The sequence below is a fragment of the Stenotrophomonas sp. 59 genome (assembly GCF_030291095.1).
Classification (GTDB): Bacteria; Pseudomonadota; Gammaproteobacteria; order Xanthomonadales; family Xanthomonadaceae; genus Stenotrophomonas; species Stenotrophomonas maltophilia_Q.
The window spans coordinates 3,914,895-3,940,335 of record NZ_CP127408.1; the positions used below are offsets into that span (position 1 = coordinate 3,914,895).

At 67.0% G+C, this 25,441-nt stretch carries 24 protein-coding genes; 12 read left to right on the plus strand and 12 right to left on the minus strand.

The genetic code is table 11. The features are described from left to right. Positions 1-72 precede the first annotated feature (72 nt). A complete protein-coding gene (locus tag QP552_RS17985) occupies positions 73-2,169 on the minus strand; it encodes a prolyl oligopeptidase family serine peptidase (RefSeq protein WP_111111646.1) in 2,097 nt (698 codons plus the stop codon). Positions 2,170-2,238: 69 nt separating this feature from the next. Next, positions 2,239-2,568 carry a hypothetical protein gene (locus tag QP552_RS17990; RefSeq protein WP_286074226.1) on the minus strand — a complete coding sequence of 110 codons (330 nt, stop codon included), beginning with the start codon at positions 2,566-2,568 and terminating at the stop codon, positions 2,239-2,241. A 127-nt stretch (positions 2,569-2,695) separates the two neighbouring features. On the opposite strand from QP552_RS17990, the gene QP552_RS17995 reads away from it, so the two are divergent. Further along, positions 2,696-3,298: a lipocalin family protein gene (locus tag QP552_RS17995; protein ID WP_049411005.1), complete on the plus strand. Its 603-nt coding sequence runs from the start codon at positions 2,696-2,698 to the stop codon at positions 3,296-3,298. A gap of 85 nt (positions 3,299-3,383) precedes the next feature. Here the strand turns inward: QP552_RS17995 and QP552_RS18000 are convergent, their stop codons facing one another. The 3 genes from QP552_RS18000 to QP552_RS18010 form a co-directional block, all read right to left on the minus strand. Then, positions 3,384-4,073 carry a methionine ABC transporter permease gene (locus QP552_RS18000; RefSeq protein WP_010481370.1) on the minus strand — a complete coding sequence of 230 codons (690 nt, stop codon included), beginning with the start codon at positions 4,071-4,073 and terminating at the stop codon, positions 3,384-3,386. Further along, positions 4,070-5,077: a methionine ABC transporter ATP-binding protein gene (locus QP552_RS18005; RefSeq protein ID WP_106550490.1), complete on the minus strand. Its 1,008-nt coding sequence runs from the start codon at positions 5,075-5,077 to the stop codon at positions 4,070-4,072. Before QP552_RS18005 ends, QP552_RS18000 begins: the two co-directional genes overlap by 4 nt. A gap of 155 nt (positions 5,078-5,232) precedes the next feature. Then, entirely contained in the window at positions 5,233-6,129 is an 897-nt protein-coding gene (locus tag QP552_RS18010) for a DMT family transporter (protein WP_008268196.1), read from the minus strand. 155 nt (positions 6,130-6,284) lie between these two features. Between QP552_RS18010 and QP552_RS18015 the strand changes: the two genes are divergently transcribed. Then, on the plus strand, positions 6,285-6,767 hold the full coding sequence (locus QP552_RS18015; RefSeq protein WP_005411107.1) for a YajQ family cyclic di-GMP-binding protein: 483 nt from the start codon (positions 6,285-6,287) through the stop codon (positions 6,765-6,767). Between the two features lie 75 nt (positions 6,768-6,842). Here the strand turns inward: QP552_RS18015 and QP552_RS18020 are convergent, their stop codons facing one another. From QP552_RS18020 to QP552_RS18030, 3 genes are all read right to left on the minus strand, one after another. Further along, positions 6,843-7,937: a helix-turn-helix domain-containing protein gene (locus tag QP552_RS18020; RefSeq protein WP_258393959.1), complete on the minus strand. Its 1,095-nt coding sequence runs from the start codon at positions 7,935-7,937 to the stop codon at positions 6,843-6,845. A gap of 167 nt (positions 7,938-8,104) precedes the next feature. Then, positions 8,105-9,232 (minus strand): NAD(P)-dependent alcohol dehydrogenase, encoded by a 1,128-nt coding sequence (locus tag QP552_RS18025; protein WP_111113596.1) that lies wholly within the window; start codon positions 9,230-9,232, stop codon positions 8,105-8,107. A 16-nt stretch (positions 9,233-9,248) separates the two neighbouring features. After that, positions 9,249-10,715, minus strand: coding sequence for a benzaldehyde dehydrogenase (locus QP552_RS18030; RefSeq protein ID WP_286074229.1), 1,467 nt, complete (start codon positions 10,713-10,715; stop codon positions 9,249-9,251). Positions 10,716-10,908: 193 nt separating this feature from the next. Between QP552_RS18030 and QP552_RS18035 the strand changes: the two genes are divergently transcribed. Both QP552_RS18035 and QP552_RS18040 read left to right on the plus strand, forming a co-directional pair. Beyond that, positions 10,909-11,475: a DUF1415 domain-containing protein gene (locus QP552_RS18035; protein ID WP_049429265.1), complete on the plus strand. Its 567-nt coding sequence runs from the start codon at positions 10,909-10,911 to the stop codon at positions 11,473-11,475. Further along, positions 11,472-12,275, plus strand: coding sequence for an SDR family oxidoreductase (locus QP552_RS18040; RefSeq protein ID WP_111113594.1), 804 nt, complete (start codon positions 11,472-11,474; stop codon positions 12,273-12,275). The genes QP552_RS18035 and QP552_RS18040 overlap by 4 nt, the downstream gene beginning before the upstream one ends. 107 nt (positions 12,276-12,382) lie before the next feature. Here the strand turns inward: QP552_RS18040 and QP552_RS18045 are convergent, their stop codons facing one another. Then, positions 12,383-14,413, minus strand: coding sequence for a M3 family metallopeptidase (locus QP552_RS18045; protein WP_286074231.1), 2,031 nt, complete (start codon positions 14,411-14,413; stop codon positions 12,383-12,385). 170 nt (positions 14,414-14,583) lie between these two features. On the opposite strand from QP552_RS18045, the gene QP552_RS18050 reads away from it, so the two are divergent. Further along, entirely contained in the window at positions 14,584-14,988 is a 405-nt protein-coding gene (locus tag QP552_RS18050) for a hypothetical protein (protein WP_106550942.1), read from the plus strand. Positions 14,989-15,090: 102 nt separating this feature from the next. Here the strand turns inward: QP552_RS18050 and QP552_RS18055 are convergent, their stop codons facing one another. Then, on the minus strand, positions 15,091-16,203 hold the full coding sequence (locus tag QP552_RS18055; protein WP_111113592.1) for a PLP-dependent cysteine synthase family protein: 1,113 nt from the start codon (positions 16,201-16,203) through the stop codon (positions 15,091-15,093). 125 nt (positions 16,204-16,328) lie between these two features. Here QP552_RS18055 and gloA point away from each other — a divergent pair, with 125 nt between their 5' ends. Beyond that, the gene (gene gloA, locus QP552_RS18060) at positions 16,329-16,847 is read left to right on the plus strand and encodes a lactoylglutathione lyase (protein ID WP_111113591.1); all 519 of its coding nucleotides are present in this window, start codon (positions 16,329-16,331) and stop codon (positions 16,845-16,847) included. 124 nt (positions 16,848-16,971) lie between these two features. Then, positions 16,972-17,400, plus strand: a complete 429-nt coding sequence (locus QP552_RS18065; RefSeq protein ID WP_111113590.1) for a VOC family protein — start codon at positions 16,972-16,974, stop codon at positions 17,398-17,400. Between the two features lie 67 nt (positions 17,401-17,467). Here the strand turns inward: QP552_RS18065 and QP552_RS18070 are convergent, their stop codons facing one another. Further along, the gene (locus QP552_RS18070; protein ID WP_010481344.1) at positions 17,468-17,899 is read right to left on the minus strand and encodes a CBS domain-containing protein; all 432 of its coding nucleotides are present in this window, start codon (positions 17,897-17,899) and stop codon (positions 17,468-17,470) included. Between the two features lie 447 nt (positions 17,900-18,346). Continuing rightward, positions 18,347-20,185, minus strand: coding sequence for a glutamine--fructose-6-phosphate transaminase (isomerizing) (gene glmS, locus QP552_RS18075; protein ID WP_111113589.1), 1,839 nt, complete (start codon positions 20,183-20,185; stop codon positions 18,347-18,349). A gap of 203 nt (positions 20,186-20,388) precedes the next feature. Here glmS and QP552_RS18080 point away from each other — a divergent pair, with 203 nt between their 5' ends. Genes QP552_RS18080 through QP552_RS18100 form a run of 5 tightly spaced genes read left to right on the plus strand, consistent with a single transcriptional unit; the run spans position 20,389 to position 25,368 of the window. After that, a complete protein-coding gene (locus QP552_RS18080) occupies positions 20,389-21,666 on the plus strand; it encodes an efflux RND transporter periplasmic adaptor subunit (RefSeq protein ID WP_286074233.1) in 1,278 nt (425 codons plus the stop codon). A gap of 35 nt (positions 21,667-21,701) precedes the next feature. Next, a complete protein-coding gene (locus QP552_RS18085) occupies positions 21,702-22,427 on the plus strand; it encodes an ABC transporter ATP-binding protein (protein WP_111113587.1) in 726 nt (241 codons plus the stop codon). Between the two features lie 10 nt (positions 22,428-22,437). Continuing rightward, on the plus strand, positions 22,438-23,736 hold the full coding sequence (locus QP552_RS18090) for an ABC transporter permease (RefSeq protein ID WP_005414537.1): 1,299 nt from the start codon (positions 22,438-22,440) through the stop codon (positions 23,734-23,736). 20 nt (positions 23,737-23,756) lie between these two features. Then, positions 23,757-24,974, plus strand: coding sequence for an FtsX-like permease family protein (locus QP552_RS18095; protein ID WP_106550947.1), 1,218 nt, complete (start codon positions 23,757-23,759; stop codon positions 24,972-24,974). Positions 24,975-24,990: 16 nt separating this feature from the next. Next, positions 24,991-25,368 (plus strand): PDZ domain-containing protein, encoded by a 378-nt coding sequence (locus QP552_RS18100; protein ID WP_181358241.1) that lies wholly within the window; start codon positions 24,991-24,993, stop codon positions 25,366-25,368. Positions 25,369-25,441 lie beyond the last annotated feature (73 nt).

Consider the following 25,441-nt stretch of genomic DNA (forward strand, 5'->3'; position numbering starts at 1 on the left):
GCGCGCGCCGGGCATGGCCCGGCGCTACCCGATAACGAAAAACGCCGCCCGAAGGCGGCGTTTTTCATTCCATCACTTACCGCCGAGGCGTTCCCACAGGAAGCTGTAGGCCAGCGCCGACATGTGTGCGGCCTGCGCGTTGTTGGCTGCGCCGCCGTGGCCACCTTCGATGTTCTCGTAGTAGGTCACGTCCTTGCCGGCATCGATCATCTTCGCCGCCATCTTGCGGGCATGGCCCGGGTGCACGCGGTCATCGCGGGTGGAGGTGGTGAACAGCACCGGCGGGTAGTTCTTCTTCGCGTCGAACAGGTGGTACGGCGAGAAGGTCTTGATGAACTCCCAGTCGCTGGTATCCGGGTTGCCGTACTCGGCCATCCACGACGCACCGGCCAGCAGGTGGCTGTAGCGCTTCATGTCCAGCAGCGGCACCTGCACCACCACCGCACCGAACAGCTCCGGGTACTGGGTCAGCATGTTGCCGGTCAGCAGGCCACCGTTGCTGCCGCCCTGCACGCCCAGGTGCTTGGCGGTGGTGATCTTGCGCTTGACCAGATCGCGTGCCACGGCGGCCATGTCTTCATAGGCCTTGTGGCGGTTCTGCTTCAGCGCCGCCTGGTGCCAGCGCGGGCCGTACTCGCCGCCGCCACGGATGTTGGCAACCACGTACACGCCGCCCTTCTCCAGCCAGGCGCGGCCCATGCCACCGGAGTAGCCCGGGGTCAGCGAGATCTCGAAACCACCGTAGCCATACAGCAGGGTCGGGTTCGAGCCGTCCAGCTTCATCGCCTTGTCGTGCACCACAAAGTACGGCACGCGGGTGCCGTCCTTGCTGGTGGCGAAGTGCTGCTCGATCACCTTGCCCTTGGCATCGAAGAAGGCCGGCATGGTCTTCAGCGTTTCCGGTGCCTGGCCGATTTCAGCCAGTGCCAGGGTGGTCGGGGTCAGGTAGTCGGTGGCGGTCAGCCACACCGCGTCGCTGTCATTGCTGTCGACCGCGGCCACGCCCAGCGTGCCGAAGGCCGGCGCGCCGACGAAGCGGCTGGTCTGCCAGCCATTGGCGCCCGGGGTCAGCACCGACAGGCGGTTCTTGACGTCATCCAGCACGTTCAGCACCAGATGGCTCTTGGTCCAGGTGGCGCCGGCCAGCGAGGTGGTCGCGGTCGGGGTGAACAGCACGTCGAACTCGCGCTTGCCGGCCAGGAAGTCATCCAGCCTGGTCGCCAGCAGCGAACCGGACGCATAGGTCTTGCCACCCACGGTCCACGGATCACGCAGTTCCAGGGTCAGCCACTGCTTGTGCAGGCCCTTCTCGGCCGAGTTCGGCGCGTCGATCTTGGTCAGCGTGCCATCGTCGCCACGCAGGTAGATCTCGTTGTTGTAGAACGCCAGCGTGCGGCTGACCAGGTTGCGTTCGAAGCCCGGAGTGTCATCGTGCATCGCCGCGATGTACATGTCTTCCGGCTTGCCTTCATACACCACGCTGGCGGAGGCCATCGGCGTACCACGCTTCCACAGCTTGGCCACGCGCGGGTAGCCGGAGGTGGTCATCGAGCCGGCACCGAAGTCGGTGTAGACGAACACGGTGTCGCGATCGATCCAGTTCAGGCCACCCTTCGACTCGGGACGGAAGAAGCCGTCCTTGATCCAGCTCTTGCTGGACAGATCGAATTCGCGGGTGACGTCGGCATCGGCACCACCGCGCGACAGCGCGATCAGGCAGCGGCTGTAGTCCGGGCGCAGGCAGTCGGCGCCGTGCCAGACCCAGTTCTCGCCCTCGGCCTTGTTCAGCGCATCCAGGTCGAGCACGGTTTCCCACTGCGGCGAGGCCTTGCGGTACTCGGCCAGCGTGGTGCGCCGCCACAGGCCGCGCTCGTGCTGCTGGTCCTTCCAGAAGTTGTAGTAGTAGTCGCCGATCTTCTGCACGGCGGGAATCTTGGCGTCGGAGTCGAGCACCTCGCGGATGCTGGTCTCCATCTGCTTGAAGGCCGGGGTCTGCGCCAGGCGCGCTTCGGACTTGGCATTCTGTTCCTTGACCCAGGACAGCGGCTTGTCGCCGGTGACGTCCTCCAGCCAGGCGTAGCGATCGGTGTCTTCAGCGGCCACGGCGGTCCCCACCGAGGCAGCGGTCATCATGCCGGCCAACAGGCAGGCGGAAGCGAGTCGAGACATTGCAGCTCCAGGCAGTCATAAGCCGTGGAACGCTAGCATGGATCGCTGCAGCCGCCCCCGTGTCGAAGGTCAGGCCGCGGCGGTCGAGCCACGGCGGCCACCACGGACCGCGCCACGGCTGCGGCGTCGCGCCTGTCCACCGGTGCGACGGGCCAGTCGCAACCACGACAGGCGCGGCGCAGGGAAGCGCAGCAGCGCCCACCAGGCCACCAGCGGCATGCCCACCAGCCACATCGGCAGCCAGCCCAGCCAGGCGTTGCTGCCACGAGCAGCTGGCCAGACCAGTACCAGTGCCAGGCCGGCCAGGGCGACCTGACGCACGCTGCGCAGCAGGCGCGGGTCGGCGCGTTCAATGATGACGCGTTCAGTTGCAGGGCGACGAACGGAACGAGCGTTCATGGGGCTTCTCCGGTGGACAATGCAACACAGCTTGGGCAAGGCCCTTCTCACAGGTTGCGACACCATTGACGGATCGCGTGCACACAGTCGACCATGCGCGTGCAAGCCCACTGGAGCCCGCTCCCGCATGACTTCGATCCGCCCGCTCTGCGCCGCGCTGCTGGCCCTTTCCCTGGCCGGCCCCGCCGTGGCCGCCAGTGAGCCGCCGTCGCCCCGTACCAGCGCCTCTGGTGCGGCTGCCCTGGACGCGCCGATCGACCTGAAGCGCTTCATGGGCACCTGGTACGTGATCGGCCGCGTGCCGAACTTCATCGAACGTGGCCATGTCGCCAGCGTCAACGAATACGAGCTGCGCGACGCGCACAAGGTCGGCATCACCTACCGTTACCGTGACGGCTTCGGCGAACCCCTGCAGGAAGTGCGTGCCCGCGCCAGCGTCGACCCGGACAGCGGCAACCATGGCTGGCGTACCTGGTTCTACCGCGTCGTGCCGACCCATTCGCGGGTGCTGGAAGTGGCGCCGGATTATTCCTGGGCGCTGATCGGCTACCCCGGCCGTGAGATGGCCTGGATCTTCTCGCGCACCCCGGACATGGACAAAGGCCTCTACAAGGAGCTGGCCGAGCGCCTGCGCGACGAGTACGGGGTGAACACCGACAAGCTCAAGCGCGTGCCGCAGCACCCCGAGCAGGTCGGGAAGCTGGGTTACGAAGTGCCGAACGTGCGTTGAGAGAGCGCTCGCCGGGCATGGCCCGGCGCTACCCTGCCACGCGAACGTTCCGGTAGCGCCGGGCCATGCCCGGCGGACGCACCGACTACTTGCGGCTGTAGTGCGCGACCAGGCGATCGCCGAGCATCTGCAGCAGCTGCACCAGGATCAGCAGCAGGACCACCGTGACCAAGGCCACGTCGGTGTGCGAGCGCTGGTAGCCATCGCGGAACGCCAGGTCGCCGAGGCCACCGGAACCGATCGCGCCGCCCATCGCGGTGAAACCGATCAGCGCGACGGTGGTGACCGTCGCACCGGCAATCAGGCCCGGGCGCGCTTCCGGCAGCAACACGCGGGTGACCAGCTGCCAGGTGGTGGCGCCCATCGCCTGTGTCGCTTCGATCACGCCGCGGTCAACTTCACGCAGCGCGGTCTCGACCAAGCGCGCATAGAACGGCGCCGCGCCGATGACCAGCGGCACGATCGCACCGCGCACGCCCAACGAGGTTCCCATCAGGAACAGGGTGACCGGGATCAGCACGATCATCAGGATGATGAAGGGCACCGAACGCAGCAGGTTCACCACCAGCGCCAGCACGCCATAGGCGAACGGACGGCGCTTCATCTGCGGTGCGCCGAACAGGTACAGCAGCACGCCCAAGGGCAGGCCGATGGCCAGGGTCAGTGGCAGCGAACCCAGCAGCATCAGCAACGTGTCGATGGTGGCCTGGCCGATGTCGGCCCACTTGCCCGCATCCAGGTGGCGGAAGAAGCCGCCGGCAGTAGCGATGATCATCGACGCAGTTCCTCAACATGCACGCCGGCGGCCACGAACGCGGCCTGCGCGGCGGACTGGTCGCCGCCCACCAGGGCGACCACCAGCTGGCCATACGGGGTGTCCTTGATCCGGTCGATACGGCCGGACAGGATGTTGTAGTCGACCCCGGTCTCGCGCGCGACGCTGCCGAGCAGGGGTTCGTAGGTGTCGCCACCCAGGAAGGTCAGCCGCACGATGCGGCCACCGACGGCGTCGAAATCGCGGTGCAGCGTGCCCTCGTCCACATGCTCCGATTCGCTGACGAAGCGGCGCGTGGTCGGGTGCTGCGGGTGCAGGAACACCCGGGTGACCGGGCCGGTCTCGACCATCTGGCCGGCGTCGAGCACGGCCACGCGGTCGCAGACACGGCGGATCACATCCATCTCGTGGGTGATCAGCACGATGGTCAGGCCCAGCTCGCGATTGATCTTCGACAGCAGCGACAGCACAGACGCGGTGGTCTGCGGGTCAAGCGCACTGGTCGCCTCGTCGCACAGCAGGATCTGTGGACGGGTCGCCAGCGCACGCGCAATGCCCACGCGCTGCTTCTGGCCGCCGGACAGCTGCGCCGGGTACTTCTGCGCGTGCGCTTCCAGGCCAACGGTCTGCAGTAGCTCGGCCACACGCGCGTCGATTTCCGCCTTCGGCGTGCCGGCCAGTTCCAGCGGGAAAGCCACGTTGCCAGCCACCGTGCGCGAGGACAGCAGGTTGAAGTGCTGGAAGATCATGCCGATGCGCCGGCGCAGCGCGCGCAGGCCGTCCGCGTCCAGTGCAGTGACATCCTCGCCGCCGATCAGCAGCCGGCCACCGCTGGGCTCTTCCAGGCGGTTGATCATGCGGATCAGCGTCGACTTGCCGGCGCCGGAATGGCCGATGATGCCGAATACCTCACCGGCTTCGATGGTCAGGTCCAGTGGTTGCAGCGCGCTGACTTCGCGGCCGGCAACGGCATAGGATTTGTGCAGGCGCTGGAACTCGATCACGGGCGTGGCTCACCGGCTGGGTGACGGAAGGGGGCGTGCAGCCTACCAGCGCCGGCGCTCGCGCGCCCGCGCCATGGGCCAGAATGTTATTCCTTTTGGTTCTAAGGCGCCCGTGACGGTGATTGAGCCGAGGTCAGAGCCCCGGCCGACCCAGCTCAGGGATGATCCAGCGGCTTCGGCGGTTCCTGCCGGTTCACCCGCTCGCGGTGCAGCAGGTACAGCCCCGAAGCCACGATGATCGCCGCACCCACCCAGGTATAGCCGTCCGGCAGCTGGCCCCAGAAGGCCAGGTCCCAACCGATCACCCAGACCAGGCCGCTGTACTCCAACGGCGCGATCATCGACGCCTCGCCCAGCTGGAAGGCCTTGGTCAGGGCGATCTGGCCCAGTGCCCCGGCCAGGCCCATGCCGGCGATCAGCGGCGCGTGCGCCAGCTGCAGCGGTACCCAGCCAGGAAGGGCCAGCAGGCCCGCGCCGATCGCCATGATCACCAGGAACCAGACCACCATCGACTGCGAAGTATCGGTGCGGGTCAGCAGGCTGACCGTGATCGCAGCCACGGCATAGGCGGTGGCCGCGGCAAGCACCATCAGCCCCGGCACCGAGATGAAGCCATCCACGCCCGGCCGCAGCACCACCAGCACGCCGACCAGGCCGATGCCGATGGCTACCCAGCGCCGCGGCCCCACCCGTTCACCGAGCAGCGGCACCGAGAGTGCAGCGATCAACAGCGGAGCAACGAAGTAGATGGTGTAGGCGGTGGACAGCGGCAGGTCGCGCAGGGCGAACACGAAGCAGCCGATCATTGCCATGCCCAGCGCGCCGCGCAGCAGGTGCAGGCCCCAGCGCCGCGGCACCAGCGAGCGCGGGCCGGCACTGACCAGCACCCAGACCAGCACGAACGGCAACGAGGCCGCGCCGCGCAGGAAGGTCACTTCCAGGGTGGGATAGCTGGCCGACAACTGCTTCATGCCAGCGTCCATCAGCGAGAAACAGGCGACCGCAGCGACCATCCAGGCCACCGCACGCGAAGGGGAGCGTTGCACGTTCATGGCCCATTATCGCCCGGTCGTCGCCTTCTGTAGAGCCGAGCCCACGCTCGGCTGCGTTGTGAAGAGCAGCCGAGCGTGGGCTCGGCTCTACAGAGGGCGGGTAAGCGGGCCCTCGCGATAGAATGGCCGCCACTGAAACCTGCGGAGCACCGCCCATGCCTTCCTTCGACGTCGTGTCCGAAGTCGACACCCACGAGCTGACCAACGCCATCGACCAGGCCAACCGCGAACTGGCCACCCGCTTCGACTTCAAGGGCGTGGACGCAAAGTTCGAGCGCGACGGCGATGTCATCAACCAGTTCGCGCCAACCGAATTCCAGCTCAAGCAGATGAATGACATCCTGCGTGCACGCCTGGCCGCACGCGGCATTGATGTGCTCAGCCTGGAGTTCGGCGACATCGAGACCAACCTGGCCCAGGCCCGGCAGAAGATCACCGTCAAGCAGGGCATCGAGCAGAAGATCGCCAAGAAGATCGCGGCGGCCCTGAAGGATGCCAAGCTGAAGGTGGAAAGCCAGATCAACGGCGACAAGCTGCGCGTGCAGGGCAAGAAGCGCGATGACCTGCAGGACGCCATCGCCGTGCTCAAGGCCGGCAAGTTCGAGCTGCCGCTGCAGTTCAACAATTTCCGCGACTGATCTGCCCGCCGGGCATGGCCCGGCGCTAAGCGGGCCGCAGCGGTAGCGCCGGGCCATGCCCGGCGGACTGCAGCCTCAACCGCGCAGCAGCTTGTACAGCGTGGTGCGCGAGATACCCAGCTGGCGAGCGGCCAGGCTCAGATTGCCGTCCGCCGCCTGCGCCGCACGGCGCGCCGCTTCACGCTGCTGATCACGCAGCAGCGGTGCATCCACCGTCGCCGCTGAAGGCCGTTGCGCGCTGCGGCCAGCGACCCTGCGCGGCGCCTGCAGGTGCTGCAGGTAAACCGCACTGCCCTCGCCCACCCGCACCCGATGCGGCGCCCCGGGTTGCAGCAGGCGCCGCCGCTGCGCGGCACTGGCGCCGGCAAACACGCTTTCCAGGTTCAACAACGGCAACGGTCCCCGACGCGGCAGGCCCAGCAGGCGCCGCGCAACACGGTTGGCCGCGCGCAGCTGGCCATCCTCCTGCACCGCCAGCAGCCCCTGCAATGGTGACGCCAGCCAGCGCGGATCGTGCTGCAGCGCCAGCAGGTGTACGTCGGCAAGCGCGTGGAACAGCCGGTTCTCGCTGGCCAGCGCGGCCTGCCGGAAATAGCCCTGCAGCAACGAGGGATCGCGCTCACCCAGGCCGGTGATATCGATCACCCCGCATACCTGCCCATCGAGATCGTGCAGTGGCTCGCTGAGGCAGAACACCGGGGCGAAGCGCTGCAGGTAGTGTTCATTGCCCCGTACCAGCGCAGGCAGGTCGTCGGCCAGGCTGACCGCCGGTGCCGTGGTGCCGATCTCGCCCTCGCCCAGCCTCCGCCCAACCTGGATCGGACGCAGCAGCGGTGCATCTTCCAGGCCATGGGCCTGCTGCGCGATCACCATGCCCTCACGGTTGGCACAGAACATCGTCCAGCCGCGCCCGCCAAAGGCAGCCCACAGCTGTTCCAGCTCCGGCCGCACGCAGCGCGCGAGCCGACGGTCGCCGGGATCGGAAAGATGCCGGCCATCACCCAGCAGCGGACGGTAGTCCGGCTCCTGCCCGGGCAGCAGGCCCGCCGCGCGCGAACGCAGCCATGACTGCTGCAGCGGCAGCGGCAACACGCCCAATGAACGCGCATCGCCCTCGACGAAGGCGGCGCGTGCCGCCACCAACTGCTGTTGCCCGACTGTCGTGGCCATCATGGATGCAGCCTACACCCGCCAGCGGCAACACCACGTTACGTCTGGGCAACGGAACGTTTCCGACGGCGGTTCAAACACGGGGTCGGATCCGTTTTCCTTTGGAAAGCGGATCCGACCCCATCGCACAAGGCTTGCCGGCCAGCGGCCGGCACTACCGATGCCCGTTACGCCGCGATGCGCAGGATCGGCTTCAGGGTGATGCCCTTCGTGCTGTCCTCGGCCGCCTGGTTGATCTGCTCCAGCGGGTAGAACTTCACCAGCTTGTCGAACGGGAAGCGGCCCTGCTGGAACAGCGTGACCAGCTGCGGAATGAACACCTGCGGCACGCTGTCGCCTTCCACGATGCCGCGGATGCTGCGGCCACCGAGCAGCAGGTTGTTCACATCGAAACTGGCGGTGGTGCCCAGCTTCGGTGCGCCGACCACGCCCATCATCCCCAAGCCACCCAGTGCCTCGACACCGGCCGACAGCACCTCCGGGCGACCGGTCGATTCCAGTGCGAAATCAGCACCACCGCCAGTGATCGCGCGCACGGCCTCGACCACATCGGCCTCGCGGCTGTTGACCACGTGGGTGGCACCCAGTTCCAGCGCCAGCTCCAGCCGCGACGGCACCACGTCGATGGCGATGATGGTGGTGGCGCCGGCCACCTTGGCCGCCATCACCGCACTCAGGCCGACCGCGCCGGCGCCGTAGCTGGCGAAGCTGCTGCCCGAACGCACCTGCAGCGAATTGAGCACTGCACCGGCACCGGTCTGGATGCCGCAGCCCAGCGGGCCCAGCAGTTCCAGCGGCGCGTCGTCGGGCACCTTGATCGCGTTGATCTCGCGCGCGATGGCGAAGGTGGCAAACGAAGACTGCGCGAAGAAATGGTCGTGCAGCGGCTGGCCCTGCGCATCGGTGATCGCGGTATGGCCGTGGCCATCATCGCCACCGAAGTTCAGCGCGAAGAAGTCCTTGCAGTAGGCACCATGACCGCCGCGGCACGGGTTGCAGTGGCCACAGGCGCCATAGGTCAGTACCACGTGGTCGCCCACCTTGAGGTCGCGCACGTTGGGGCCAACCGCTTCGACGATGCCGGCGCCTTCGTGGCCGAGTACCGCAGGCAACGGCACCGGGTAGTACTGATCACGCACGATCAGATCGGTGTGGCACAGGCCGGTGGCCACTACCTTCACCAGCACCTCGTCATCCTGCGGGCCGCGCAGCCGCGCCTGCTCGATGACGAAGGGCTGTTCCTTGCCGCGGACCACGGCGGCAGTGATCTCGCGTGTTGTCGTGTTGCTGCTCATCGCAATGCTCCTTCGATCAGATCGGGTAGGTGGGCGCTTCGCCCTTGACGGTCAACCACTGCCATTGGGTGAACTCTTCCCCGTTGGCGGGGCCGCCGATACTGGTGCCGTTGCCGGATGCACCGACGCCGCCGAAGGGATTGATCACTTCGTCGTTCACGGTCTGGTCGTTGATATGCAGCAGGCCGGTGCGCAGGCGCTCACCGAGCTTCAGCGCGCGCCCGACATTGCTGGAGACGATGGCCATCGACAGGCCGTACTCGCTGCCGTTGGCCAGGCGCACGGCCTCGTCGTCATCGTCGAACGGCACCACCACCGCCACCGGTGCGAAAATCTCTTCGTTGAACGCCGGATTGTCGGCAGAGACGTTGCCAAGCACGGTCGGCGCGAAGAACAGATCGCGATGGGTACCGCCTGCCTCCAGCGAGGCACCGGCCTGCAGCGCCTGCTCGACCACGCGCGCGGCGTGGTCACGCTGGCCAGCATTGATCAGCGGGCCGATGGCCACCTCTTCGCGTGCCGGATCTCCCACCTTCAACGAATTGGCCTTGGCCACCAGCTTCTGCAGGAAGGCATCATGGATCTTCCGATGCACCAGCACGCGGCCGGTCGCCATGCAGATCTGTCCCTGATGCAGGTAGACGCCCCACGCGGTGTTGGCCACCGCCAGGTCGAGGTCGGCATCGTCGAGGATGATCAGCGAGTTCTTGCCACCCAGCTCCAGCGACACCTTCTTCAGGTGCTTGCCCGCCGCTTCGCCGACCTTGCGCCCGGCCGCGGTGGAGCCGGTGAACTGGATCATCGCCACGTGCGGATCGCTGGTCAGCGCGGCACCTGCCGCGCCATCACCGGGCAGCATGTGCAGCACTCCTGCCGGCAGCCCGGCCTGCTCGAACAAGCGTGCGATCACCGCGCCGCCACACACCGCCGTGCGCGGATCCGGCTTCAGCACCACGGCGTTGCCCAGCGCGATCGCCGGCGCCACCGCGCGCATGGCCAGGTACAGCGGGAAGTTGAAGGGCGAGATGACCCCGACCACGCCCAGTGGCCGGCGCCGTGCCAGGTTCAGACGGCCCGGCTCGGAAGGCAGGATCTCGCCGGTGCTGCGCGAAGGCAGCGCCGCGGCTTCGTGCAACGCCTTGATGGTGACCTTGGCCTCAAAGCCGGCCTTCAGGCGAGTGGAGCCGCTTTCGCGCACCAGCCACTCGACCAGGGTGTCGATGTTCTCTTCGGCCAGGCGTGCCGCTTTGCGCATAACCTCAGCGCGCTGCTCGTAAGGCGCTGACGCCCAAGCCTGTTGCGCCTGGGCAGCGGCTGCCGCCGAGCGTGCCACCTGCGCCGGGTCGGCCAGGCCGATCTCGCCGAGGGTGTTGCCGGTGGCCGGCTCGATCACCGGCTGCCGTTGCGCAGCCGCCTGCCAGTGGCCATCGAAGAAGGCGCCGGCCCAAAGGGCATCCGGCAGCCACGGGGAAGATGCAGTCATGGGTGTCCTCCTGTGTCGTGCGTCCATTCCACGCCCGCCGTCCGCGGCAGGCAATCGGCCATCCAGCGGTCGCCCGCAAGGGCTTGAATCGGCGGGAATTTCCAGCATGGCGACTGTCCAGTTCCTGCACAGTGAACAGCGCGGCGGCGGCGCACTGCCTACAATGTCCGCCCCGCCAGCCGACGTGCCCGCCATGACCGACACCCACCTGCCCACCGATGACCCGATCGCCGCCACCCGCCTGTGGCTGGAGCGCATCGTCATCGGCCTGAACCTGTGCCCGTTCGCGAAGGCGGTGTACGTGAAGGACCAGGTCCGTTTCGTGCTCAGCGATGCGACCACCCCCGAAGCGCTGGTCGAACAGCTGGCCGAGGAGCTGGTGCTGCTACGCGATACGCCGGCCGAGCAGATCGATACCACGCTGATCGTGCATCCGCAGGTGCTGACCGACTTCCTCGACTACAACGACTTCCTCGACAACGCCGATGCGGCGATCGAGGCACTGGACCTGCAGGGCATCCTGCAGGTGGCCAGCTTCCATCCGGATTACCAGTTCGAGGGCGTGGCTGCCGACGACGCCAGCAACTACACCAACCGTGCGCCCTTCCCCACCCTGCACCTGCTGCGCGAGGACAGCGTGGCGCGCGCGGTGGACGTCTATCCGGACCCGGACGTGATCGTCGAGCGCAACATCCAGACCCTGGACCGCATCGGCGTGGACGGCTGGCATCGCCGCCTGCGTGGCGACGACCTGTCATGAGCCGCGTTCCGCCGATTGCCGCATGGCCGGCCGCGCCGCTGTCGGGCAAGGTGGTGCTGATCACCGGGGGGGCCAACGGCATCGGCCGCGGCATCGCCCAGGCCGTGCTCGGTGCCGGTGGCCGCGTACTGATCGGCGACCTGGACATGGAGGCCGGGCAGGCCTGCCTGGACGAATGGCAGCGCGGCGATGACGCTGCGTTCCAGCACCTGGACATCACCGACGAAGCCAGCGTGCGCGCGTTCATCGCCGAAGCGCTGCGTCGCTTCGGCCGTATCGACGGGCTGGTCAACAATGCCGGCATCGCCGGGCCGCACGGCACGCTGCTGCAGGACATGGACTGGGACGAGTGGCAACGCCGCCTGTCGTCGCTGCATGGTGCGTTCCTGTGCAGCAAGCATGCGCTGCCCGCGCTGTCGGCCAGTAGCGCGGGCGCGATCATCAACATCGCTTCGACCCGCGCATGGCAGTCGGAGGCGCACAGTGAGGCCTATGCGGCCGCCAAGGGTGGGTTGGTCGCCTTCACCCATGCGCTGGCGATCAGCGCCGGCCCCGCGGTGCGGGTGAACAGCATCAGCCCCGGCTGGATCGGTACCACGGCCTGGCAGGCGCCCTCACGCCGCCACCCGCCCGACTACTCGGCCACCGACCACGCCCAGCACCCGGTCGGCCGGGTCGGCCAGCCCGAGGACATCGGCGCGCTGGCGGTGTACCTGCTGTCGTCGCTGTCCGGCTTCACCACCGGCCAGGACTTCGTCGTCGACGGCGGCATGACCCGGAAGATGATCTACGCCGAATGACCCGCCTCATCCACGCATGGCGTGGATCTACTGAATATCATCGGTAGATCCACGCCATGCGTGGATGGCGGTGATGTGCCAACCAAGGTTGGCACCCACCACAGCGGTCAGGCCATGCCCGAATGGCGCAGCAGCGCGTCGATCTGGGGTGCGCGGCCGCGGAAGGCCTTGAAGTTCTCCGCCGCCGGGCGGCTGCCACCCCGCGACAGGATCTCATCGCGGAAGCGTGCACCGGTTTCCGCCAGCGCCTGCGGCGCTTCTTCGAACGCGGCGTAGGCATCGGCGCTCAGCACCTCGGCCCACTTGTAGCTGTAATAGCCCGCCGCATAGCCACCGGCGAAGATATGGCTGAACTGGTGCGGGAAGCGGTTCCAGACCGGCGGATGGTTCACCGCCACTTCCGCGCGCACGCGGTCGAGCAGCGCCAGCACGCTGTCCTGCGCCGGTTCGAACTGGCTGTGCAGCAGCATGTCGAACAGGCCGAACTCCAGCTGGCGCACAGTGGCCATGCCGCTGTGGAAGTTGCGCGCGGCCAGCATGCGCTCGTACAGCTCACGCGGCAGTGGCTCGCCACTGTCCACGTGCGCGGTCATGCCCTGCAGGTGCTCCCATTCCCAGCAGAAGTTCTCCATGAACTGGCTGGGCAGTTCCACTGCATCCCATTCCACGCCATTGATACCGGCTACGCCCAGTTCACCGATGCGGGTGAGCAGCTGGTGCAGGCCATGGCCCATTTCATGGAACAGGGTGGTCACTTCATTGTGGCTGAAGGTGGCCGGCTTGCCATTGGCACCCCGGCCGAAGTTGCATACCAGGTAGACCAGCGGCGTCTGCACGCTGCCATCGGCGCGCACGCGGCGGTTGCGGCAATCATCCATCCACGCACCACCGCGCTTGCCTTCGCGTGCATACAGATCCAGATAGAACTGGCCGACCAGCGCGCCCTGCGCATCGACCAGGCGGAAGAAGCGCACGTCCTCGTGCCACACCGGCGCGCGGTCCTCCTGCACACGCAGGCCGTACAGCTGCTCGATCACCGAGAACAGGCCGCCCAGCACCTTCGGTTCGGTGAAGTACTGCTTCACTTCCTGCTCGGAATAGCTGTAGCGCGCCTGCTTCAGGCGATCGGCAGCGAAGGCCAGGTCCCACGCCTGCAACGGCTCGATGCCCAGCTGCTCGCGCGCGAACTGCTCCAGCTCGGCGCGGTCCTTGGCCGCGAACGGTTTGGCGCGCGCGGCGAGGTCACGCAGGAAGCCGAGTACTTCGGCCGGGTCCTGCGCCATCTTGGTCGCCACCGAATACTCGCCGTACGAACCGAAGCCGAGCAGCTTGGCCAGCTCTGCGCGCAGGGCGAGGATGCGGTCGATATTGCCGCCGTTGTCCAGCGCATCGTCGCCGAATTCGGATGCGCGCTGCGCACTGGCGCGATACAGGATCTCGCGAAGGTCACGGTCCTCGCCCCAGGTCTGCACCGGCAGGTAACACGGCATCTGCAGGGTCAGCTTCCAGCCCTTGTTGCCGTCTTTTTCCGCTGCTGCATGCGCGGCCGCCTTCACGTCGTCCGGCACGCCAGCCAGGCGTGCCTCATCCTCGATGATCAACGACCACGCGTCGGTGGCATCCAGCACGTTCTGCGAAAACTTCGCCGACAGCGCCGACAGTTCTTCCTTGATCGCAGCGAAGCGCTGCTGGGCCTCGGGCGCCAGTTCGGCACCGCCCAGGCGGAAATCGCGCAGGGTGTTGTCCAGCACCTTGCGCTGCGCCTCATCGAAGGTCGCCGCCTCGGGGCTGCCGGCCAGGGCCTGGTACTGGCGATACAGCGCCAGGTTCTGGCCCAGTGCACTGGCAAAGCGGGTCACCCGCGGCAGGTTGCTGTTGTAGGCCTCACGCAGTTCCGGCGTGTTGACCACGCCCTGCAGGTGGCCGACCAGGCCCCAGGCGCGCCACAGGCGCTCGGTGGCATCGTCCAGCGGGGCCACGAAGGTCTGCCAGGTGACCGGCTGCACCTGCTCGGCGGCGCAGACAGCGGCTTCCGCCTCGGCCAGCAGCACATCCAGCGCCGGCGCCACGTGCTCCGGGCGGATCGCCTCGAAACGCGGCAGGCCGGAAAAATCGAGCAGGGGGTTGGCAACGGTCACGGCAGGTCTCCAGGGTACGGGCCCGGCAGGCGGGCAGCCCGTTAGATATGGCGCTGCCAGGCGAGGCTGACAAGGGGGCGCGGCCCGATATTCACGTCGGCCTTACGGTCACGGCTCGAAGCTCTGGCTGCGGGGGAGTCCGCAGCGGTACGTATCGAACGAGGCCCCACATGGAAGGTCTGGCTGCAGTTGCATCCGCCTCACCGGCACGGTCGCTGGCGCTGTCCGCCAGTACGGCCGAACTGACCTGGATCGCCGCGCTGTGCGATGCCGGCGACGACGCCCCGCGCCACCTGCAGCAATTGCAGACGGTGCTGCAGCAGGGTGGCACGTTCAACGATGCCCAGGAGTGGTACCCGTTCGAAGTGATCGAACGCGGCGCCAGCCAGTTGCGGCTGGGCCATGAGCGCGAGTTCGTGATCTGCGTACTGCTGTGGCTGCAGGCACTGGCCCAGGGCCGCGCCAGTACCCTCGATCCCGGCCTGCACCTGGATGACCGCGCGATGGACATCGAGGCGCTGCCCGATGCGCTGCGCGATGCAGTTCTGGATGCGTTCACCGCGGCGGGGTATTGATCTGGATGTAGCACACCGCTGCGCTCGCCGGGCACGGCCCGGCGCTACCCGCCCGGCATGATCGGTAGCGCCGGGCCATGCCCGGCGACAACGTCGACCGTCCTACAGCGCTTCCAGGCTGCACCACGGCAACGCCGGCAGCCCCTGCCCGGCCACCGCGGCCGCCAGTTGCGCATCGGCGCCGTCGACATCGATGCCCTGCCGCGCGTACCACGACGGGTCGTAATAGCTCTGCGCGTAGCGCTCGCCGCTGTCGCACAGGATGCTGACGATGCTGCCCTGGTGGCCCGCCTCGCGCATCCACTGCGCGGCCTGCAGCACACCGATGAAGTTGGTGCCGGTGGAGCCACCAACGCGGCGCCCCAGCTGGCGGCTGACATGGCGCATCGCGGCCAGGCTCAGTGCATCGGGCACCTTCACCATCGCATCGACACTGGTCGGGATGAAGCTCGGCTCCACCCGCGGCCGGCCGATGCCTTCCACGCGCGAGCCACCGCTGCAGGTCAGGCCGCGCCAATCCTGTTCACCGGCCACGGCTGCTTTGTAGCCATCGAAGAACACCGACACTTCCGGGTCCGCGCACAGGATGCGGGTGTCATGCCGGCGGTAGCTGACATAACGGCCCAGCGTGGCGGCGGTACCGCCGGTGCCGGGGCTGCATACGATCCATTCCGGAACCGGGCTCGGTTCTTCGGCCATCTGCTTGAAGATGGATTCGGCGATGTTGTTGTTGGCGCGCCAGTCGGTCGCGCGTTCGGCGTAGGTGAACTGGTCCATGAAATGGCCGCCGGTCTCGCGGGCCAGCTTTTCCGAATCGCAGTTGAGATCGCAGGCACGCTCGACCAGATGGCAGCGGCCCCCGTGGAACTCGATCGCCGCGATCTTCTCCGGCGAGGTCGTGGCCGGGATCACCGCAATGAACGGCAGGCCGAGCAGCCGCGCGAAATAGGCTTCGGAGACAGCGGTCGAGCCGCTGGATGCTTCGATCACCGGGCGCCCTTCGCGCAACCAGCCATTGGTCAACGCATACAGGAACAGCGAGCGCGCAAGCCGGTGCTTCAGGCTGCCGGTGGGATGGCTCGATTCATCCTTCAGGTACAGGTCGATGCCCTCGAACCCTGGCAGCGCCAACGGGATCAGGTGGGTATCGGCGGAACGGTTGAAATCGGCTTCGATCTTGCGGATGGCGGCGGCCACCCATTCACGCTGCGACATGGCGGGCAATCGTTGTCAGGACGGAACGGTGCGATCCGGCCATTGTACGTCGCAGTGCCGTCAGGTGCTGGCCGGTAGAATGGCCCCATCCGGCCGGCAACGGCCCTGTCTGAAGGACCTCCCCCATGACCATTACCGCCCTGCGCGATGTTCCCGGCGTCGCCGCCCAGGCCCCGGCCGAAACCACCGGCTTCGTGTTCAACCACACCATGCTGCGGGTGAAGGACATTACCGCCTCGCTGGACTTCTACACCCGCGTGCTCGGCTACCAGCTGATCGACAAGCGCGACTTCCCGGAGGCCCAGTTCAGCCTGTATTTCCTGGCCTACGTGCCCGCTGGCGTCACGGTGCCGGAAGATGACAACGCCCGCCGCCTGTGGATGGCCGGCCTGCCGGGCGTGCTGGAACTGACCCACAACCACGGCACCGAGAACCAGGACGGCGCGGTCTACCACGACGGCAACAGCGACCCGCGCGGCTTCGGCCACATCTGCGTGTCGGTGCCGGACATCGAGGCCGCCTGCCAGCGCTTCGAGGACCTCGGCGTGACCTTCCAGAAGCGCCTGACCGACGGCCGCATGAAGAACCTGGCCTTCATCAAGGACCCGGACGGCTACTGGGTCGAGATCATCGCCAACGCCTGACCCGGAAAGGGGCACAATTCCGGTAGCGCCAGGCCATGCCCGGCGGCCTTGAGCAGGCCGCGCTGCGCGCTCGCCGGGCACGGCCCGGCGCTACCGACTCCGTCCCCTTTTTTGCGAGGTTCGTATGGAAACGATGGAACTTCACCGTGGCCGCCTGATCGACCACATCCAGCTGGTGGTGCGCGACCTGGCCGCCAGCCGCCGCTTCTACCAGGCGGTGTTCGACACCATCGGCATCCCGGTGGCCGGTGAAGGCGATGACTACTTCTGGGCCGACGAGCTGTTCATTTCCAGCGCCAGCAGCGAGGCCGCCGCTGGCCAGCTGACCGGCCGCCACCACCTGGCATTCCAGGCCCGCGACACCACCACTGTCGATGCCTTCCACAGCGCCGCCATTGCCGCCGGCGGTACCGACAACGGCGCGCCCGGCGAACGCCCCTACCACCCGGGCTACTACGGCGCGTTCGTGCTCGATCCCGATGGCAACAACATTGAAGTGGTCTACCACGGCCCGGCCAACTACAGCGCCGACTCGGTGAAGGTCACTTTCTGATTTCACCGATGCCGTGAACGAAGAAGCCGGGCAATGCCCGGCTTCTCTGCTTCCGACGGTGTGGCCCTCAGTGGGCGGCCATGTAGATGTCCTGCAGCACGGCCTTTTCCAGCTCCAGCTCGCCCAGCAGGTTCTTCACGATGTCGCCCAGGCTGAGGATGCCGACCAGGCGGGTGCCTTCGGTGACCATCAGATGACGGCGCCGCGAGTACGTCATCAACGACATGGCCTGCTTCAGGGTGGCCTCCGGGGCGATGCCTTCCAGGCCGGTGGACGGCAGGCTGGAAATCACCCGGCGGCCGGCCTGCGGGCCGTCGTCGGCCAAGGTGCGCACGATGTCCTTTTCGGAAATGATGCCGACCGGGGCATCGTCCTTCATCACCACCAGCGCAGCGATCTTGTTCGCGCTCATCTTGTGGGCGGCGGCACCGATGGTGTCTTCGGCGTCGATGGTGATGACAGCTTCTTTCTTGGATTGCAGGAGTTCGCGGACGTTCATTCTTGTTTCCTGGTGCAGGTCACTGAAGTCAAAAAAGTGTGCTCTTCCGATACGCCCCCTCCCCGGGAACAGACCTTTCAGCGCACGTCTGGCGCACACGCCGGCCTTGGGAGATGGATCGGCAGGCATCGTGCTGCAACGCGAACGAGGTGGGTTCAACCGCTCACCTTGGACCTCGGTCAACTTGATTCTACGACTGCGACCATCGGTCACTACCGGCATCGATGGGACAGTTCGTCGTGGGAACCAACCGACGATCCAGAGAATGGCATCGCGGCTGAAACCGCCGCTGAATACACGCGATGCCGCGTGTTAAAGATTGATTGATGGCTGCCGACGGCGGACAGAACACCCTGAGGCTGTCCCACTTCGCACGGACTCCGGCACAAACGAAAGGGGGCCACTGGGGCCCCCTTCGCTTGCAGCATCCAACCGAGCCGACGGGTGTTACTCCACTGTCACGCTCTTGGCCAGGTTGCGCGGCTTGTCCACGTCGGTGCCACGCGCCAGCGCGGTGTGGTACGCCAGCAACTGCACCGGAATGGTGTGCACGATCGGGCTGAGCACGCCGGCATGGCGCGGTGTACGAATCACGTGCACGCCTTCGGACTCGTTGAAGTTGCTGTCCTGGTCGGCGAACACGAACAGCTCGCCACCACGGGCGCGCACTTCCTGCATGTTCGACTTCACCTTTTCCAGCAGGCTGTCGTTCGGCGCGATCACCACCACCGGCATGTCCTCGTCCACCAGCGCCAGCGGGCCATGCTTCAACTCGCCCGCCGGGTAGGCCTCGGCGTGGATGTAGGAGATTTCCTTGAGCTTGAGCGCGCCTTCCAGCGCGATCGGGTAGTGCAGGCCGCGGCCCAGGAACAGCGCGCTGCTCTTGCGCGCGAAACGCTCGGCCCACGCAGCGATCTGCGGCTCCATGTTCAACGCGTGCTGCACGCTGCCCGGCAGGAAGCGCAGCTGCTCCAGGTAGTCCGCTTCCTGTGCCGCGTCGATGCGGCCATGCAGCTTGCCCAGCACCACGGTCAGCTGGAACAGTGCCGCCAGCTGGGTGGTGAAGGCCTTGGTCGAAGCGACGCCGATCTCGGCACCGGCACGGGTGTAGCAGACCAGTTCGCTGGCCCGCGGAATCGCACTTTCCGGCACGTTGCAGATCGACAGCGTGTGCTTGTGGCCCAGCGACTTGGCGTACTTCAGCGCTTCCATCGTATCCAGCGTTTCGCCGGACTGGGAAATGGTGACGATCAGGTGCTTCGGGTTGGCATACGCGGCACGGTAGCGGTACTCGCTGGCGATCTCCACGCTGCACGGCAGGCCGGCGATGGCCTCGACCCAGTAGCGTGCAGTCAGGCCGGCGTAGTAGCTGGTACCGCAGGCGATGATCTGCACGCCCTCGATGCCCGACAACACGGCTTCGGCGTTCTTGCCGAACAGCTCGGCCGGGAAACCACCGGCATCGATCGCCGCCTCGATTGTGTCGCCCAGCGCGCGCGGCTGCTCGTGGATTTCCTTCTGCATGAAGTGGCGGTACGGGCCCAGCTCCAGCGATGCCAGCGACACGTCGGACAGATGCACGTCGCGCTCGACCGGCTGGTCGTGCTCGTCGAAGATGCGCACGCCGTCGCGGCGGATTTCGGCGGTGTCGCCCTCTTCCAGGAAGATCACCTTGCGGGTGGCCGAGATCACCGCCGAGACGTCGGAGGCGACGAAGTTCTCGCCTTCGCCCAGGCCGATCAGCAGCGGGCAGCCCATGCGCGCGCAGACGAAGCGCTCCGGCTCGGCGCGGCTGACCACGGCCAGCGCGTAGGCGCCGGTCAGTTCCTTCACCGTGTGCTGCAGCGCCACCAGCAGGTCGTCGCCATCCTTCAGGTGGTGGTGGATCAGGTGTGCGATGACTTCGGTATCGGTCTGCGACTCGAAGGTGTAGCCCATCGCGCGCAGCTTCTCGCGCTGCTCTTCGTGGTTCTCGATGATGCCGTTGTGCACCAGCGCCACGCCCTGGCTGATGTGCGGATGCGCATTGGCCTCGGTGACACCACCGTGGGTGGCCCAGCGGGTATGACCGATGCCGAGCACCGCGTTGAAGCCCTCGGCCTCGGCCGCCGTGGCCATTTCCGACACTCGGCCGGTACGACGCACGCGACGCACCTCCGACCGCTCGGCATGGTCGATCACCGCGATACCCGAGGAATCGTAACCACGGTACTCAAGGCGCTTCAGACCCTCGATCAGCACCGGCACTACGTCGCGATCAGCGATCGCACCCACGATTCCACACATGTCACGCGTTTCCTTGAAGACGATCGTCGCATTCTAGCCTGCGTGTCCGGCTTCCCCCTCCTGTCCGCTTAATGAAAGTGTCCGGAAAGGTGTCCGCGGACACCCGGACACTTCAGACGCCCACCCAACTCATTGATGGAAAAGGAAATAAAGTTGGCACGCTACGTGCTTGGTACTGGCTACCACCGTCAGGCACGCACCCGATGATCCGCGACACTTCCGCCCAGGACCAGATCGTTTCCTCCACCCCGGCCAGCGCTCCGCGCGCCAACTGGCTCCGTTACCGTTGGCCGGCGCTGGGCACGATCGCCCTGCTCGCCGGCATCGGCTGGGCCGTGCACGCCTGGTCCAACGCCAGCCGCTCCTTCGACAGCAGCCGCGTGCGCATCGCCGAAGTGAAGCGTGGCGATCTGGTCCGTGACATCGCCGCCGACGGCCGCGTGATCGCCGCCAACAGCCCGATCCTGTATGCCATCTCCGCCGGCACCGTGGACCTGAAGGTAGTCGCCGGCGATGTGGTGAAGAAGGGGCAGGAGCTGGCGATCATCGACAGCCCCGAACTGCGCAGCAAGCTGGCCCAGGAACAGGCCACCCTGGCCGGCCTGGAAGCCGAGGCCAGCCGTGCCGCGCTGGACGCCACCCTGGCCCGCGCCAAGTCGCGCAAGGAAACCGACCAGGCCACCATCGAACGGCAGGCCGCCGACCGCGACCTGCAGCGCTACCAGCGCGGCTACGACGGCGGTGCGGTGCCGCAGATAGACCTGGCCAAGGCCAAGGACTCGTTGAAGAAGGCCGACATCACCCTGGCCAACGCCACCACCGATGCACGCCTGCAGAGCCAGGGCGCCGACCTGGATGCCCGCAACAAGCGCCTGCTGGCCGATCGCCAGAAGGCGGTGGTGGCCGAAGTGCAGCGCCAGGTCGACGCGCTGACGCTGCGTGCCCCGTTCGATGGCCAGGTCGGCCAGGTGCAGGCGGTGCAGTCCACCAACCTGGCCGCCAACGCCCCGGTGCTGGGCGTGGTCGACCTGTCCAAGTTCGAAGTCGAGATCAAGGTGCCGGAAAGCTTCGCCCGCGACCTGGCGATCGGCATGCCGGCACAGCTGACCGGTGGCAACGGCCGGCCGTTCCCGGGTGAGATCAGCGCGGTGTCGCCGGAAGTGGTCAACGGCGAGGTCAACGCACGCGTGCGCTTTGCCAGCGCGCAGCCGGAAGGCCTGCGCCAGAGCCAGCGGATGTCGGTGCGGGTGCTGCTCGATACCCGCAGGAACGTGCTGAAGGTCGAGCGCGGCCCGTTCGTCGAACAGGGCAATGGCATGGCCTACGTGATGGATGGCCGCACCGCCGTGCGTCGTCCGGTGGAACTGGGCGTCAGCAGCCTGGGCGAAGTGGAAATCAAGTCGGGTGTGCAACCGGGCGACCGCATCGTGGTCTCCGGCAGCGACCTGTTCAAGGACGCCGAGCGCGTCTCCGTCAACTGATACCTGATACCTGAATCCTGGAGAGAGGACACCCCATGTACATGCTCGAAATGCGCTCGGTCGCCAAGGTCTTCCGCACCGAACAGGTGGAAACCCACGCACTGCGCTCGCTGGAACTGCAGGTCAAGGAAGGCGAGTTCGTCGCCGTCACCGGCCCGTCCGGTTCCGGCAAGACCACCTTCCTCAACATCGCCGGCCTGCTGGAAACCTTCACCAGCGGCACCTACATGCTGGACGGCCAGGACGTGAGCACGCTGGGCGATGATGCGCGCAGCCGCCTGCGCAACCAGAAGATCGGCTTCATCTTCCAGGGCTTCAACCTGATCCCGGACCTCAACCTGTTCGACAACGTCGACGTGCCGCTGCGCTATCGCAGGATGAGCGCCAACGAGCGCCGCGAACGCATCGAGAAGGCGCTGACCCAGGTCGGCCTCGGCTCGCGCATGAAGCACTACCCGAACGAGCTGTCCGGCGGCCAGCAGCAGCGCGCGGCGATCGCACGTGCCCTGGCCGGCAGCCCGCGCCTGCTGCTGGCCGACGAACCGACCGGCAACCTGGATACGCAGATGGCCCGTGGCGTGATGGAACTGCTGGAAGAGATCAATGCCGCCGGCACCACCATCGTGATGGTCACCCACGACCCGGAACTGGCCGCACGCGCGCAGCGCAACGTGCACATCGTCGACGGCCAGGTGACCGACCTGGTGCGTGAGCCGGTGCTGGCCACGCCGGTGCGCCACATCGTCGCCGTCAACGAGTGAGGGCCCGACCATGTTCGCCTACTACGCCCGATTGGCGGCGCGCAGCTTCCGCCGCAACAAGGTCCTGACCGCGCTGATGGTGGTTGCCATCGCGCTCGGCATCGGCGCCTCGATGACCACGTTGACCGTGTTCCACGTATTGTCCGGCGACCCGATTCCCGGCAAGAGCGACCGCCTGTTCTACGTGCAGCTCGACGCCGCGACCGGCGCCTATGTCGCCGGCGAAGAACCGGAAACCCAGCTGACCCGCTTCGACGGTGAAGCGCTGCTGCGCGAAGCCAAGGGTGAACGCCAGGCACTGATGAGCGGCGGCGGCGGCACCATCGAACCGGACAACAGCACCCTCAAGCCCTTCAGCATCGACACCCGCTGGACCTCGGCCGACTTCTTCCCGATGTTCGAGGTGCCCATGCAGTACGGCCGCCCCTGGACGCGCGAGGACGATGAAGGCCGCGCACGCGTAGTGGTCATCTCCAAGGCGCTCAACGACAAGCTGTACCAGGGTGCCAACAGCGTGGGCCGCGACCTGCGCATGGAAGGCCAGAGTTACCGCATCGTCGGCGTGATGAAGGAATGGAGCCCGGAGCCGCACTTCTACGACCTGACCACCGGCAGCTACGGCAAGAACGAAGACCTGCTGCTGCCGATCTCCACCTCGTTCGACCTGAAGCTCGGCAACAACGGCAACATGAACTGCTTCGGCGAAAACCCCGACGGCAACAGCTACTCGCTCAATGCACCGTGCGCGTGGCTGCAGTACTGGGTGGAAATGGACCCGGCCAAGGCCGGCGACTACCGCCGCTACCTGGAGAACTATTCGACCCAGCAGCGCGAGGCCGGCCGCTTCAAGCATCCGCCGAACGTGCGCCTGCGCACCGTGATGGAATGGCTGGACTTCAATGGTGCAGTCCCCAGCGACGTGCGCCTGCAGCTGTGGCTGGCGCTGGGCTTCCTCGGTGTCTGCCTGGTCAACACGGTAGGCCTGCTGCTGGCCAAGTTCCTGCGCCGCAGCGGTGAGATTGGCGTGCGCCGTGCACTCGGTGCCAGCCGCGGCCAGATCTTCCTGCAGTGCCTGGTGGAAGCCGGCGCGGTCGGCGTGGTCGGTGGCGTGCTCGGCATCGGCCTGGCCCTGCTCGGCCTGTTCGCGGTACGCCAGCAACCGGTGGAGTACGCCAAGCTGGCCCACCTGGACGGCAACATGCTGCTGCTCGCACTGGGCCTGACCCTGTTTGCCAGCCTCGCCGCCGGTTTCCTGCCCGCCTGGCGCGCCATGCAGGTCACCCCGGCCATCCAGCTCAAGTCGCAGTAAGCACCCGAACGAGGACTCCCATGGACATCCGCCCCATCCTCAGCACGCTGCGCCGGCACAAGACCGCTGCCGCCCTGATCGTGCTGGAAGTCGCACTGACCTGCGCCATCGTCTGCAACGCGCTGTTCCTGGTCAGCCAGCGCGTGGAAAAGATCAGCATGCCCAGCGGCATCGCCGAGAGCGAACTGGCAATGCTGCGCGTCAGCGGCATCGGCAAGCAGACCGACGCCATGGCCCGCACCCGCGAGGACCTGGCATCGCTGCGCGCGATCCCCGGCGTCAGCAACGTCACCATCATCAACCAGATCCCCTTCCGCAACGGCTCCTCCAGCAGCAGCATCTCGCGCGTGATCGACCAGGAACGGCCGACCACCAACGCCTCGATGTACACCCTGTCGGAGAACGGGCTGGCCACGATGGGCATCAACCTGATCGCCGGCCGCGATTTTCTGCCTGACGAGTACCAGAACTTCGAAGACGTCAGCAAGGGCGGCGCCAAGGAAAAGGCCATCCCGGTCATCCTCACCCAGGCCACCGCCGCCAAGATGGAGCCCAACGGCAGCGCCCTGGGCAAGACCTACTACATGGGCAAGCAGTCGCTGCACGTGGTCGGCATCGTCGATGTCCTCAGCACACCCAATGGCTGGAGTGACAACTGGACCAACTCGATGCTGCTGCCGATCCGCCGCACCTTCGACGACGGTGGCACCTACATCCTGCGCACCTCGCCCGAACGCCGCCAGGAAGTGCTCGACGCCGGTGCCGCCGCGCTGGAACGCAACGACCCGAACCGGCTGATGCGCGACAAGCTGACCTATGAAGACCAGCGCAAGGACTTCTTCAAGAACGACCGCGCGATGGTCGGCCTGCTGATCACCGTCAGCATCTCGCTGCTGGTGGTCACCGCGCTGGGCATCATCGGCCTGGCCAGCTTCTGGGTGCAGCAGCGCAGCAAGCAGATCGGCATCCGCCGTGCGCTGGGCGCGACCCGCGGGCAGATCCTGCGCTACTTCCAGACCGAGAACTTCCTGCTGGCCACGCTGGGCATCGTGCTGGGCATGCTGGCTGCCTACGCGATCAACCTGGCCCTGATGAACCTGTACGAGCTGCCGCGCATGCCGCTGTACTACCTGCCCCTGGGCGCACTGCTGCTGTGGGTGCTGGGCCAGATCGCGGTGTTCGGTCCGGCACGGCGTGCGGCGGCGGTACCGCCTGCGGTCGCCACGCGGGGCGCGTGAGATGCGTGCCTGCGCGATGTGCCTGATGCTGCTCCTGCCACTGCCGGCGCTGGCCGGTGGTGGCAGCGCACAGACGCTGGAATGGCGCCAGGATGGAGCGCGGTTGTCGCTGCGCTCGACCGAAGGCCAGGTGCATGTGGAAGCCGCCAGCCCGGAAGCACGCTTCGGCGTACGCAGCGGGGATCGCATCCTCCGCGTGGACGACACGGCGGTGCGCCGGGTCGAGCACCTTGCCGTGGCCTTGCGCCATTCCAGCACAGCCACTGCCTATCTGTTGCTGCGCCGCGACAGACGCGAACTGACGGTGGCGGTCAACGCCGCCGCATGGCGACAGGCACTGGATGTCCCGCCACCACCCGCGCCACCACCTCCGCCGGCCCCACCCGGGCGCTGAGCATCATCCGCTCCTGCACGGCCACAGGTTTGGCTATGCTTGATGGGTGGCGCCGGGCTCTCCCGGTGCGTGG